Source organism: Janthinobacterium sp. GW823-FHT01H08, from assembly GCF_058797855.1.
This window is the reverse complement of the sequence record NZ_CM179504.1, coordinates 3,241,498-3,254,599: the sequence shown is the minus strand read 5'-3', so window position 1 is coordinate 3,254,599 and position 13,102 is coordinate 3,241,498. Positions and strand designations below refer to the sequence as shown.

Sequence of the window (13,102 nt, the reverse complement as noted above, 5' to 3'; positions counted from 1 at the left end):
CAAGGTTCGATCAGCGCGGGAGTTTATACCGTACCAGCAGCGTCGGTCCCTTGCCGCCGGATGGCGTCAGCAGAATCTCGTCACCGGGCTGCATCTCTTCATACATCACCGTGCAACAGGTCGGCATCGAGTGGCCGCGCGCCGGATACACGCCAACGTCCGTGTGCAGGGTCGCAGCGCGTACGTCCACGCTGGACTTGCCGGTCTTTCCTTCTTCTTGCAGCTGCTTGCGCAGTGCGGTGACGAAGTCCCCTTTGCTGAGCCTGGCAGGTGCCTGGCTGGCTTGCGGGCGAGTGCTTGCATCGTTTTTCATGGTAGTTTCTTTCAGTGTATACATTTCCGCCACTATATCATTCGCCCCTGGTGCAACGCGACCCGGGGCGGAACGAGTCCATCGCCCCGGCCGGAGCAGCCGCGGCAGAGCGCCTGCTTCTGCGCGTGATAACGTCACAGTTGGCGACAACAGCCTGGCCCATCTTCTGCCGGGAGCGCTCGATGGGACCGGCGATTTTGCATGCTGATGATGCAGTTGCCATCAGAATCGGCGCGACATGGCGTCTGGCGTCTGGCCCAAGCAGAAGCTTGCGCTGGCCGCTTGACTTTAGCGTACTCCAAGGTGCTGCGACCACCGATAGAATCCGCCGCCACAAACGGCCATTCACGTTGAGGTGACAATGCGTGACTTTTCTCGCTTGATAATTCGTTATGCTCGTGGGCCGCTGGCGGCCAGAAGCGGACGCCCAACTCGCGACTTAAAGGAACTAAGTGGCCTATCATCTGATGATATTTAAACAGTCTACAGCGATTGAGCCAACCATCAATCTGTACTTGGGTTCCGCTCAGACCGTGTATCTCTATTGGGAAGCCGCTAGCTTCGATATCGGGCTGCCAACGATTAGTACAATTACAGAACGAGCTGATTCTGAGGCGGGATTCTGCCTTTCGGGTGCCACGCTTACTGCTTTTAAGGTGGAGTTGGAGATGCTATACAAATACTGGAATACATCACACAAAGGCCACGAATTGCCGCCTACGCATTGTGAACTGATGCGTGCAGTGATTTTAGCATTGGACGATGAGTCGTTTGACAACGCAACGCTGATGATTGCATAGCTCGCTGGTAGGATTTGAGAGTCCACTTTGGGGCGTAACCTGCCAACGACGGCAACCGGCCAAAAGCCGACGCTCGCCGTGGCCGCAAACAACGTGTAGTCGTATAGAGGTTTGAAGATGCGAAATACATGCAGTATATGCAGTCGAAAACTGGACCAGAAAGATGACCCTCTATCAGTTGACTGTGGTGGCGACTGTTGGGGCTGCATCGGTGAAATTGAAGCAGACATGGGCGACGAGTATTCGTTAACCAAGGTAAGGGAGGAGTTTGCGAAAGGACTCCGCCCACGATGGGTTGATACGAGCTCCAATTTATCATCAGAGGTTAAGATATAACAAGACGGCAACCGGCCAGAAGCGGACGACTGAGGTTACCCTTCATTACTCAATTTAAGTATGCCAAGTTACGTAAAAAGACACTGGGACGAGACTAGAGATGACAGGTACGATGCATGGGGTACGTCCTGGTGGTACTTTGAAGTCGATGGTGCAGGCTGGGTTACCCGACAAATTGAACAGTACAATTCTGGTCCGCAGCTTTGCTATAGTGCCGACAATGAGAGCGACGAATTTGGCGGGATATCAGAAAAGCCTCTCGATTTATCAGAGTCAGGGTACAGTGTGATTTCCCATCAAGAGTTCGAATCAATTTGGAGAGCTGCATAGTGCTTCCGTTATCGGCCAGGAGCGGACTGTCATTTTTATAGCCGGAAAACAGGATAGTATTGATGGTTAGCATCGAGATAGAGAAGAGAAAGGCTGTTCGACTACAGTATCGTGAGCTCTTCGATGCGCTATCAAAGCTACTGTTCGAGGCTGACCCAATTGGTATTAATTTTGAAACGAACACAGACGAATACGAACCAGAGGTCGGGACAATTATTCCCCGACTGAGGCATGCCAAATCTGAAGCCGATGTGCAACTTATAGTTCACGAGGAATTTTGTAGATGGTTCGACAGCGAGACTGCCGGGCCGATAAGCGATTATCGTGACCTCGCTTCTCAAATTTGGGATGAATGGCTACGATGCAAATAATTGCAGTGGGGCTGACGGCGGCCTTCGGCCAAGAGCAGCCATTCGCGTTGACGTGACAATGCGTGACTTTTCTCGCTTGACATTTCGCTATGCTCATGGGCCGCTAGCGGCCAAAAGCGATTCACGCGACTTTATTCATTGCCATCTGTCCGGTTTGAGGCCATTCATGATTCAAGTAGAAGTTCTCGACGAAAGCGTTTCATGGCCATTCACAATTCCTCCCGGCCGGAGCAATCACGATGGGGCTCCACCGCGTGTGGCCGAACTCTGCGTAGATGCCAAGTATTGGCATTTAATTGGGTGGAAGGACTGTAGTTCGAACTCCATTGGAATAGCCAGAAAAAACCAAGTAATTTCAATTGACGTTGAAAACATAGAGGCCTTATCAGTCTGCTTCATGCGCAGAGCGAAGGGTCCTGGCTTTGTTTCATTTGAGGTAAGGATGTTGGAAAATCGACGCTCTGTGGTCTTCTTCGCGGCGGACCATTTTAATGAAGATGCATTACTCTGGCTTCAGAGCAATGCCAACAGACTGGCGGCCTTATTTAGTATGCCAATAACAATCAACGACTATGGCTCGGACTACTAGCTATCAGTCCAATCGCGAAGGTCCGAATTGGGGTGGAACTTGCCAACGACGGCAACCGGTCAGGAGCAGACGGACGAAAGATAGTGAAACCGCGTCGAGCAGAGATAGGTATGGTAAAAATTAACACAACAGGAACTATCATGAATTCTGAACATCCAACTCATCAGGTTCGAGTTGAGTATGACCCGGAAAAAACAGGAGGCTATTTCATCGTTGAATGGTGGGACGGTAGTGGTGGTCCAAATCCAAATCGTGCTTTTGATTCATGGGTGGAGACTTTGAGCGGCGTGTCTCAGTTCATTGCCGAGTCTGGATGGAAAATCCGTTGGCAATAAAATATAAGGCTTAAACCGGCCAGAAGCAGACGGACTACTGGACGTCGATATCATCTCAACTGTAGTGGAGGCGAGAATTCAAAGCTATCTATTCGCATCGTCAAACGAACCAAGTGCAACAGCGTCTTTGTCGATTGAAGCCTTAATGGCGGCGGCCTGTGCCGAGTTTTTCTCGGTTACGCTCGCCAGTGACGACGAATTGGAGTTGCTGATGGGTTTGCTCGGCATTGAACCATTGCGCTCAATATCGTTGCGGCCTAACACTGAGTTCCTTGCCATCTTTGATTATACCGATAAGTTTTTACCTCAAATGACTCAGGAAGACTTTGACGTATTTTATGAAAAATGGCTACGCTTAACTCACCGAGATTCAAATATGGATGAGTATGGACAGCTGTTATTTCTTCAAGGGCGGGCTGCTAGCTGGAACCGGATGGCGAGCAGGTTCATACTCCGTGAAGCCCCAATGACATCAGCAGAGTGACTCCAACCGGCCAGGAGCGGCCATTCGATAATTTCCAAGGAACGCGATGACCGAAGATCTGTGTCTCAGGATTGCTGAGAAATATTTGTCGTCAAATGCCATTGAGTACATCCTTCCTGGCCGGATTGGCAGCAAAGAGCCGAGCAGGTGGGAGGCGATTTACGTCGTTCCAGCAGTAACGGACCCCACGGTGGCAGTTGTCGATCCTCCAGATGTACGAGTTTGGGTCACACTTCTTGACGGTCAAGTGGAATGGATACACCAAATGTGAACGGCTGCTTTGGGGCGATAGCGGACGTACACGGCAGTCAGCGACACGACAGTCAGCGACAGGATGACCGGCGGGTTCTTGGCAGGAGCGATGCTATGGCTAAAGCATGCTGCCCGATGGGCTCAAGTCTCTTTTCGCCGCTTACCTGCGCTCCACCCTCGCCACCACCAGCTCGATCAGCTCCGCGATCAAGGGCCGGAACGTGGCGGCATCGCCGCCCTGCCCCAGCATGACGGTGCGCGTGGTCAGGTGCGAGAAGACGGCGTCGAACAGGATCTGCGGCAGATTGGAAAACGAGGTGGCGGGCGCGATGCGGCCCTGCGTGCGCTGCTGTTCCAGCAGGCGCAGGATCAGGGCGTGCCACACTTGCGGGCCGTGCTCGTACCAGGTCTGGCCCACGGCCGGCACGGCGGCCGCACCCGTGACGACGAGGCGATAAAAGTCTACATGGCGGGGGCTGGTGACGACCGCCACCAGTTCATCGAGGATCAGCTGCAAACCCTGCTCCAGGCCCGCCTGCGACGTATCGAGCTGGCGCAGCGCGATGATGAAGTCGGCGCACAGGTACTCCACCACGGCCACCAGCAATTCCTGCTTGCTGCCGAAGTAGCGGTAGGCGGTGGCTTTCGAGCCGCCCGCCTCGGCCACGATGGCGTCCATGCTGACGCCGTCGTAGCCGGAGGCGAGGAAGAGGTCCGCCGCCGCCACCAGCAGCTTGCGCCGCCGCTCCTCGCTTCGGGTCGTCGGGGAAGCGGGAACGGTGCGCAACTGGGGCATGAAGCAAACTCTTACTGTGTCTTGGGAAGCGCGTATGCTATCACGTAATCCCCCCGGTCCGGGCTCTGGCGGGCGCCGCCCGCCACCACCACGACGTACTGGCGGCCCGACCTGGGCGACACATACGTCATCGGCGTGCCTTGCGAACCGACGGGCATGCGCGCCTTCCACACTTCATGGCCTGTGGCGATATCCATGGCGCGCAAATAGTAATCCTGCGTGCCCGCATAAAACACCAGGCCGGACGCCGTACTGACGCCGCCGCCCAGGGTCGGCATGCCCAGCGGGATGGGCAGGCTTGCGCGTACGCCGTGGATGACGGCGTCGCGCACCGTGCCGGCCGGGCGCTCCCACACTTTCGTGCGCGTTTTCAGGTCGATGGCGGCAAACACGCCCCACGGCGGGCTTTGGCACGGTATGCCCAGCGGCGAATTGAAGGCCTTGTGGTCGATGACGAACGGCGTGCCATCCATCGGATAGGTGCTGCCCACGCCGTGGCCCGACGTCAGCTTGGCCACGTCCACCGTTTCGCGCGGCACCAGCCTGACCACCTGCGGCATGCGGATATCGTTGACGAACATATAGCCGTTGCTTTCATCGACGGCCGCGCCACCCCAGTTAAAGCCGCCGTAGTAGCCTGGATAAATCAAGGTCTCTTGCGTGCTTGGCGCCGTGAACTCCCCTTTGTAATTGAGCTTGCGGAAGCTGATGCGGCAAGCCAGCTGGTCGAAGAAGGTGGCGCCCCACATGTCGCGTTCCGTCAGCGTTTCCGCGCCGAGGGCCGGCATGCCGGTCGAATATGGCTGCGTTTTGGATACCCAGTCGCCGGCCGCATGCTCCTGCGGCACGGGTTTTTCCACCACGTCCGCAATCGGCTTACCCGTGCGGCGGTCCAGCATGAAGATCTGGCCCCGTTTGGTCAGCTGCACCAGCGCGGGTATTTTTCCACCCTTGCCGTCCGGGACGTCGTACAGGGCGGGCTGCGCGGCCACGTCGTAATCCCAGATATCGTGGTGAACGGTTTGATACGTCCAGCGCTCGCGGCCCGTGGCCATGTCGAGGGCGACGATGGCCGACGAATACTTCTCTGTCAGCGGCGGACGCTTGCCGCCCCAGAAGTCCGGCTGCTCGTTCCCCGTCGGCAGGTAGACCAGGCCCAGCGCATCATCGAACGCGGGCGCCGACCACATGTTCGGCGTGCTGCGCGTGTAGGTCTGCCCTTCCGGCGGCAGCTTCGTGATGGCCGGATTACCGAGGTCCCAGGCCCACACCAGCTCCCCCGTGTCGGCGCTGTAGGCGCGCACGACGCCCGACGGTTCATCGGTCGAGCGGCCGTCGAAGACCCAGCCGCCGAGGATGATCAGGTTGCGCGCCACGGTGGGCGCGGACGTGTAGGCGTAATACGGCACGTTCATCTTGACCTTGCCCAGGCCGACCGTCAGGTCGACGGAGCCCTTGTCGCCAAAACCCTCGCACTGCTTGCCCGTCTGCGCGTCGATTTCGATCAGGCGCGCATCCATGGTCACCTGCACGATACGCTTCGCGCACGCGCCCGCCACCGGCGCACTGGCCGCCTGCATGCCCTCGAACTGGAACGGCTTTGTCACTTTCGCCGGCTCGTAGTAGCCGACGCCGCGGCAGCGGTTCCACGTCTTCGTGTTGGCCGGCTTCGGATCGAAGGTCCAGCGTTCCTTGCCCGTGTCCGCGTCGAGCGCGATGACCTTGCTCGTCGGCGTGCACGTATAAATGGTGTCGCCGATCTGCAGCGGCGTGTTTTGCGATTCGGACGCCCCTTCGGCCAGCTCGCCCGAGCGGTAGGTCCACGCCACTTGCAACTGGTCGACGTTGGCCTTGCCGATCTGCGTGTACGGCGCAAAGCGTGTGCCCGACGGTCCATAGCCGTAATGCGCCCAGTTGGCGCTGCCGTCATTGATGGCCGCCACCGCATCCCGCTGCGGCTGCGCCGTGGCCTCCGTCACGCCATGCGGCTTGAACATCGAGGCGAAACCAGCCGCCAGCACGACGGCAAACAGCGCCGCGAAACCGCGCGACTGGCCACCGTGAGCACGCCCGGCCAGCCACGGATGCAGCAAGGCGGCCACCAGGCCGATGACGAGGAACGGCGCCAGGCGCGGCACCATCGGCCAGAAGGCAAAGCCGATTTCCCACACGGCCCAGCTCAGTGTCGCGACGAGCAACGCGGCGATGACGGCACTGGCCAGCGGTTTGCGGCGCAGATACAGCACGCCGGCGAGAATGAGGCCCAGGCCGGCCGGCAGGTAATACCAGGAACCGCCAAGGGTGATGAGTTCGATGCCGCCCGCCGCCAGGGCCAGGCCGGAAAAACCAAGAAAGATACCGAAAGCCGTCAGGGCAAGCCGCTTGCCCCTGAAGACCGCCGGGATCGCCGGCGCGCCTTTATTTACTGAAGTGTCCATTTTTTATCCATGACGCCTCCCCTGCCCAGGCAAGCACGCCGGGGATGGCTGGTTTTTTAAATCTACGTAGTGAAACTGTACTGTACGGTTTCATTTTATGCCGATTTTTGACGCAAGGAAAGAAAAATTGACATGGGTGCTTGATTTTGGGCGGGGATGGGGAACTGGCAGGGTTGTCGGATTACGCGCGTACGCGCTAATCCGACCTACCGGAATGCTGGACATGCGTAGGTTGGATTAGCGCAAAGCGCGTAATCCAACAAACACAGGCGGGCCGGGTGTTACAGGGATGCCATGTCGATGACGAAACGATACCTGACGTCGCTCTTGACCACGCGCTCAAACGCCTCATTGATATCCTGGATGCGGATGATCTCGATGTCGGACACGATATTGTGCTTGCCGCAGAAATCGAGCATTTCCTGGGTTTCCTTGATCGAACCGATCATGGAGCCGGACAGGCTGCGGCGCGCGCCCACCAGGCCGAAGGCGTTCACGGGCGGCACGGCGCCGTCGGGGATGCCGACGATGACCATGTTGCCATCGACTTTCAGCAGGTTGATGTACTGGTTCCAGTCGATGGCCGCGCCCACCGTGCAGATGATCAGATCGAAGGTGCCGGCCAGCTTGCTGAACGTTTCCGCGTCGTTGGTGGCGTAGTAATGGTCGGCGCCCAGGCGCAGGCCGTCTTCGCGCTTCGACAGGGTCTGGCTCAGCACCGTCACTTCGGCGCCCATGGCGTGGGCGATCTTGACGCCCATGTGGCCAAGGCCGCCCATGCCCAGGATGGCGACCTGCTTGCCGGGGCCGGCCTTCCAGTGGTTCAGCGGCGAGTACAGGGTGATGCCGGCGCACAGCAGCGGCGCGGCCGCGTCCAGCGGCAGGTTGTCGGGAATCGACAGCACATAGCCTTCCTTGACGACGATGCTGTCCGAGTAGCCGCCCTGCGTGGCCGTCTTGCCGTCCGCTTCCAGGCCGTTGTAGGTCTGGATCAGGCCTGGCATGTACTGCTCCAGATCCACGTTGCGCGTCTTGCAGGTAGTGCAGGAATCGACGAAGCAGCCCACGCCCACGTGGTCGCCCACCTTGAACTTGCTCACATTGGCGCCGACGGCCGTGACGACGCCCGCGATTTCATGGCCGGGCACCATGGGGAAGGCGGCACCGCCCCATTCGTCGCGCGCCTGGTGGATGTCGGAATGGCACACGCCGCAGTATTTGATCGAGATGGCCACGTCGTCTTCGCGCGGGGCGCGGCGCTCGAACGTGAACGGTTGCAGTGCGGAAGTCGGGCCCAGTGCGGCGTAGCCTTTGGCGATGGTGGTCATGAAAACTCCTGTATCTGTAATGTGTGGCAAGGGGTGACGCGTGCCGTGCATGCGATTGCACAAGTGTGCCCGAGATGCTGCGCCGCCGTTACCGCGATCCTGCAAGACCTTTGCACGATCCTCCAAATCTGCGTAAGATCAGCCCCTGCCCTCCCTCGCCTCACGCATACTGACCTCCATGTCCACGCCACTTACTCCGCAAGATGAAATCGCCGCCCTGATCATCCGCCACGCGCCGCGCACGGGCGACTTCACGACGGCCATCGGCAACCTGACGTTTCACCGCCAGTCGTCCGTCACGGAATCGCTGTTCCATGCGGCGCGCCCCAGCGTGGCCATCATCGCGCAAGGCGCGAAGGACGTCACCCTGGGCAGCGAAACCTTCCACTACAGCCGCATGCAGTATCTGCTGACGTCCGTCGACTTGCCGGTGCAGGTGCGCGTGGTGGAGGCGAGCGTGGAGCAGCCGCACCTGTGCGTGGTGCTGGGCATCGACATCGCCGACGTGGCCGCGCTGCTCGACAGTGAAAGCGCCAGCGGCGCAGCCGGCGCGGCGCAGCAGAAAATCCTGCCCGCCACGCGCGGCATTTCCGTCAGCGACGTGTCGGCCGAACTGCTCGACGCCATGCTGCGCCTCGTGCGCCTGCTCGACAAGCCGGAGGAAATCGCCACCTTGGCGCCCTTGATCCGCCGCGAGCTGACCTACCGCCTGCTCAATGGTCCCGTCGGCGCGCGCCTGCGCCACATGGCGCTGGCCAGCAGCCAGTCGCACCAGGTGGCGCAAGCCATCGACTGGATCAAGCACCACTACGCGCAGCCGCTGCGCATCGAGCACCTGGCCGGCATGGCGAACATGAGCATGTCGTCGCTGCACCACCACTTCAAGGCGATTACGGCCATGACGCCGATGCAGTACCAGAAGCTGCTGCGCCTGCAGGAGGCGCGGCGCCTCATGCTGGTCGAGCAGATCGACGCGGGCACGGCCGGCTACCGCGTCGGCTACGCCAGCGAGTCGCAGTTCAGCCGCGAATACAGCCGCCAGTTCGGCCGCGCACCCATGCGCGACGTGGGTCAGGTGCGCGCGCAGCTGAGCGGAGCCAGTGCCAGCGCTGACCTGGCCTATTCCGTCTTGCCGTAGCCGCCGCCGCCCGGCGTCTCGATGACGAACACGTCGCCAGGAAGCATGGCAGTCTTGCCGATATGCGCGAGCGGCTCCACCGTGCCGTCCGCGCGCTCGACGTAATTGCGCCCCAGCGCGCCCGCCTCGCCGCCGTCCATGCCGAACGGCGGAATAATGCGGTTGTTCGACAAAATCGCCGCCGTCATCGGTTCCAGAAAGCGCACCCGGCGCACGCCGCCATTGCCGCCGTGCCAGCGCCCCGCGCCGCCGGAACCGGCGCGGATGCCGTAGCTGTCGAGGCGCACGGGGAAGCGCCACTCGAGGATTTCCGGGTCCGTCAGGCGCGAATTGGTCATGTTCGTCTGCACCACGTCCGTGCCGTCGAAGCCGGGACCGGCGCCCGAGCCGCCCGATATCGTCTCGTAATACTGATATTGCTCGCTGCCGAACGTGAAATTGTTCATCGTGCCTTGCGAGGCGGCCATGGCACCCAGCGCGCCGTACAGGGCGTTGGTGATGCAGGTCGAGGTTTCCACGTTGCCCGAGACGACGGAGGCCGGGTACTGCGGATTGAGCATGGAGCCGGGCGGGATGATCACGGTCAAGGGCTTCAGGCAGCCCGCATTGAGAGGAATCTCGTCGTCGACGAGGGTACGGAACACGTACAGCACGGCCGCCATGCAGACGGCGGACGGTGCATTGAAATTGTTCGGCAGCTGGACGGACGTCCCCGTGAAGTCGATGACGGCGCTGCGCTGCGCCACGTCCACCTTGATCGCCACCTGGACGCGCGCGCCGTTGTCCAGGTCCAGCGCGTAGCTGCCATCCTTCAAAGTGGTGATGACCCGGCGCACGGCTTCCTCGGCATTGTCCTGCACGTGGCCCATGTAGGCTTGCACGACAGGCAAGCCGAAATGCGCGACCATGTTATGCAGTTCGTCGGCCCCCTTCTGGTTGGCCGCCACCTGGGCGCGCAGGTCGGCCAGGTTTTGCTGCGGATTGCGGGCGGGCCAGCTGGCGCCCGCCAGCAGGGCCAGGGTGTCGTCCTCGCGCATCACGCCCGTGGCGCCGTCGACCAGCTTGAAATTGTCGATCAGGACGCCCTCTTCCTCGATGCGCGTGGAATCGGGCGGCATGGAGCCGGGTGTGGTGCCGCCGATATCGGCATGGTGGCCGCGCGAACCGACATAGAACAGGATGGCGTCGCCCGCTTCGTCAAACACGGGGGAAATGACCGTCACGTCGGGCAAATGCGTGCCGCCGTGATACGGGTCGTTCAGCATGAAGACGTCGCCGGGCCGCATGGCGCCCGCATTGCGCGTCATGACGGTGCGGATGCTCTCGCCCATGGAACCGAGGTGCACGGGCATGTGCGGCGCGTTGGCGATCAGGTGGCCCTGGGCGTCAAAGATGGCGCAGCTGAAATCGAGCCGTTCCTTGATGTTGACGGAATGGGCCGTGTTCTGCAGGCGCAGGCCCATCTGCTCGGCGATCGACATGAACAGATTATTGAAAATTTCCAGCATCACGGGGTCGGCATTCGTCCCGATGGCGACACGCTCCGGCACCGCGACGACTCTGCGCAAGATCAAATGGCCGTGCGCCGTCACGTCCGCGCGCCAGCCCGGCTCGATGACGGTGGTGGCATTGGCGTCGCTGACGATGGCCGGGCCGTCAATAGTATCGCCGGGCCGCAGGCTGTCCGCCCCATACAGGCTGCTGTCGCGCCACGCGCCGGCGCAGTACATGGCCACCGTCTGCACGGGCGCCAGCGCGCCTTCACGGGGCGCATACGCGGGCGCGGCCGGTTCCGGCGCATCGGACGCGCCGATGGCTTCCACGGAAATGGCTTCGACGATCAGGGCGCGCGCCGGCATCAAAAAGGAAAAGCGTTTTTTGTATGCAGTTTCGAATTGCGCCTGCATGCCGGCGGCCGTATCGAACAGCACGACGAGGGCCGTATCCGTGCCTTCGTAGCGCAGGTGCACGCGGTGCACGAGCGCGATGCGCTCCCCCGCCACGCCCTGGCGCAACAAGTCGCCGCGCGCCAGGGCGCCCAGGGCCGCAACATCGCCGCCGATATCCGCGCCCAGGGAAGCCTCGATGGCCTTTTCCCGCATGGCGCTCTGGTCGGCCAGGCCCATGCCGTAGGCCGACATCACCCCCGCCAGGCTGTGGATGAAGACCGTGCGCATGCCCAGCGCATCGGCCACGAGGCAGGCATGCTGGCCGCCCGCGCCGCCAAAGCTGGTGAGCGTATAGTCGGTGACGTCGTGACCGCGCTGCACGGAAATCTGCTTGATGGCGTTGGCCATATTGCCCACGGCGATGGCAATATAACCTTCGGCCACCTGTTCCGGCGTCGAGTCCACCGTGCGCGCCAGCGCTTCAAACTGGGCGCGCACCGTGGCCGCATCCAGCGCTTCATCGGCGTCGGGGCCGAAGACGCGGGGGAAGAAGGCGGGCTGCAGCTTGCCCAGCATGACGTTGCAGTCGGTGACGGCCAGCGGGCCGCCGCGCCGGTAGCTGGCGGGACCGGGATTGGCGCCCGCGCTGTCCGGCCCCACCTTGTAGCGGGCGCCGTCGAAATGCAGGATGGAGCCGCCGCCTGCGGCCACCGTGTGGATGCTCATCATCGGAGCGCGCATGCGCACGCCGGCGATCTGCGTCTCGAACACGCGCTCGAACTCGCCCGCGTAATGCGACACGTCCGTCGAGGTGCCGCCCATGTCGAAGCCGATGACTTTATCGAAGCCGGCCAGCGCGCTGGCGCGCACCATGCCGACGATGCCGCCGGCGGGGCCGGACAAAATGCTGTCCTTGCCCTGGAAGGCACGCGCATCCGTCAAGCCACCGTTCGACTGCATGAATTGCAGGTGCACGCCGGGCAGCTCCATCGCCAGCTGGTCGACGTAGCGGCGCAGGATCGGCGACAGGTAGGCGTCGACGACCGTGGTGTCGCCGCGCGCCACCAGCTTCATCATGGGGCTGACCTCGTGCGACACGGACACCTGCGTAAAGCCCGTTTCGCGCGCCAGCTGCGCCAGCCGCGCCTCGTGCGCGTGGTAGCGGTAGCCGTGCATCAGCACGATGGCGATGGCGCGCACGCCGCGCGCATGCGCGTGTGCCAGCGCGGCGCGGGCAGCCGCCTCGTCGAGCGGCGCGACCACTTCACCATGGGCGCCCAGGCGTTCATCGATCTCGATCACGTCGCCGTACAGCAGTTCCGGCAGGATGATCTGGCGCGCGAACAGCTGCGGACGGTTCTGGTAGGCGATGCGCAAGGCGTCGCGAAAACCGCGCGTGATGGCCAGCACGGTGGGCTCGCCCTTGCGTTCGAGCAGTGCATTGGTCGCCACCGTCGTGCCCATCTTGATGGCGCCCACCTGTTCCACGGGCAGCGGCGCGCCGGACGCAAGGCCCATCAGCTGGCGCATGCCGGCCAGCGCCGCATCGCGGTACTGGCCCGGGTTCTCCGACAGCAGTTTATGTGTGGCGAGGTTGCCGTCAGGACGGCGCGCCACGATGTCCGTAAAGGTGCCGCCCCGGTCGATCCAGAATTGCCAGTCCATCGCCCTGCCCCCGCGCTTATGTGAGATGGCTATTGTAG

The 13,102-nt window shown here is 61.4% G+C and carries 10 protein-coding genes; 5 read left to right on the top strand and 5 right to left on the bottom strand.

The annotated features are described in order from the left end of the window. Positions 1–10: 10 nt before the first annotated feature. Positions 11–313: an HNH endonuclease gene (locus AC3RCG_RS14475; protein ID WP_230503469.1), complete on the bottom strand. Its 303-nt coding sequence runs from the start codon at positions 311–313 to the stop codon at positions 11–13. A 452-nt stretch (positions 314–765) separates the two neighbouring features. On the opposite strand from AC3RCG_RS14475, the gene AC3RCG_RS14470 reads away from it, so the two are divergent. The 4 genes from AC3RCG_RS14470 to AC3RCG_RS14455 all read left to right on the top strand — a co-directional run bounded on the left by AC3RCG_RS14470 (position 766) and on the right by AC3RCG_RS14455 (position 3,558). Beyond that, the gene (locus AC3RCG_RS14470) at positions 766–1,113 is read left to right on the top strand and encodes a hypothetical protein (protein ID WP_492401530.1); all 348 of its coding nucleotides are present in this window, start codon (positions 766–768) and stop codon (positions 1,111–1,113) included. Between the two features lie 990 nt (positions 1,114–2,103). After that, on the top strand, positions 2,104–2,739 hold the full coding sequence (locus AC3RCG_RS14465) for a hypothetical protein (protein ID WP_492401532.1): 636 nt from the start codon (positions 2,104–2,106) through the stop codon (positions 2,737–2,739). Between the two features lie 140 nt (positions 2,740–2,879). Continuing rightward, a complete protein-coding gene (locus tag AC3RCG_RS14460; RefSeq protein ID WP_143450122.1) occupies positions 2,880–3,074 on the top strand; it encodes a hypothetical protein in 195 nt (64 codons plus the stop codon). A gap of 127 nt (positions 3,075–3,201) precedes the next feature. Continuing rightward, positions 3,202–3,558: a hypothetical protein gene (locus AC3RCG_RS14455; protein WP_409026405.1), complete on the top strand. Its 357-nt coding sequence runs from the start codon at positions 3,202–3,204 to the stop codon at positions 3,556–3,558. A 412-nt stretch (positions 3,559–3,970) separates the two neighbouring features. Here AC3RCG_RS14455 and AC3RCG_RS14450 read toward each other — a convergent pair whose 3' ends face one another. The 3 genes from AC3RCG_RS14450 to AC3RCG_RS14440 form a co-directional block, all read right to left on the bottom strand. Continuing rightward, positions 3,971–4,606: a TetR/AcrR family transcriptional regulator gene (locus AC3RCG_RS14450; protein WP_492401534.1), complete on the bottom strand. Its 636-nt coding sequence runs from the start codon at positions 4,604–4,606 to the stop codon at positions 3,971–3,973. An 11-nt stretch (positions 4,607–4,617) separates the two neighbouring features. Then, positions 4,618–7,044, bottom strand: a complete 2,427-nt coding sequence (locus tag AC3RCG_RS14445; protein WP_492490360.1) for a membrane-bound PQQ-dependent dehydrogenase, glucose/quinate/shikimate family — start codon at positions 7,042–7,044, stop codon at positions 4,618–4,620. 281 nt (positions 7,045–7,325) lie between these two features. After that, positions 7,326–8,372, bottom strand: a complete 1,047-nt coding sequence (locus AC3RCG_RS14440) for an NAD(P)-dependent alcohol dehydrogenase (protein ID WP_070218675.1) — start codon at positions 8,370–8,372, stop codon at positions 7,326–7,328. Positions 8,373–8,550: 178 nt separating this feature from the next. Between AC3RCG_RS14440 and AC3RCG_RS14435 the strand changes: the two genes are divergently transcribed. Beyond that, positions 8,551–9,510, top strand: a complete 960-nt coding sequence (locus tag AC3RCG_RS14435; protein ID WP_070288240.1) for an AraC family transcriptional regulator — start codon at positions 8,551–8,553, stop codon at positions 9,508–9,510. On the opposite strand, the gene AC3RCG_RS14430 is transcribed toward AC3RCG_RS14435, so the two are convergent. Continuing rightward, positions 9,492–13,064 carry a hydantoinase B/oxoprolinase family protein gene (locus AC3RCG_RS14430; protein WP_492401537.1) on the bottom strand — a complete coding sequence of 1,191 codons (3,573 nt, stop codon included), beginning with the start codon at positions 13,062–13,064 and terminating at the stop codon, positions 9,492–9,494. The two genes, AC3RCG_RS14435 and AC3RCG_RS14430, sit on opposite strands and share 19 nt — an antisense overlap. Positions 13,065–13,102 lie beyond the last annotated feature (38 nt).

Bases quoted from the DNA above. Each gene is read 5' to 3' on its own strand.
- AC3RCG_RS14475 (WP_230503469.1), bottom strand. From the start codon at position 313: ATGAAAAACGATGCAAGCACTCGCCCGCAAGCCAGCCAGGCACCTGCC.
- AC3RCG_RS14430 (WP_492401537.1), bottom strand. From the start codon at position 13,064: ATGGACTGGCAATTCTGGATCGACCGGGGCGGCACCTTTACGGACATC.
- AC3RCG_RS14440 (WP_070218675.1), bottom strand. From the start codon at position 8,372: ATGACCACCATCGCCAAAGGCTACGCCGCACTGGGCCCGACTTCCGCA.
- AC3RCG_RS14450 (WP_492401534.1), bottom strand. From the start codon at position 4,606: ATGCCCCAGTTGCGCACCGTTCCCGCTTCCCCGACGACCCGAAGCGAG.
- AC3RCG_RS14445 (WP_492490360.1), bottom strand. From the start codon at position 7,044: ATGGACACTTCAGTAAATAAAGGCGCGCCGGCGATCCCGGCGGTCTTC.
- AC3RCG_RS14435 (WP_070288240.1), top strand. From the start codon at position 8,551: ATGTCCACGCCACTTACTCCGCAAGATGAAATCGCCGCCCTGATCATC.
- AC3RCG_RS14460 (WP_143450122.1), top strand. From the start codon at position 2,880: ATGAATTCTGAACATCCAACTCATCAGGTTCGAGTTGAGTATGACCCG.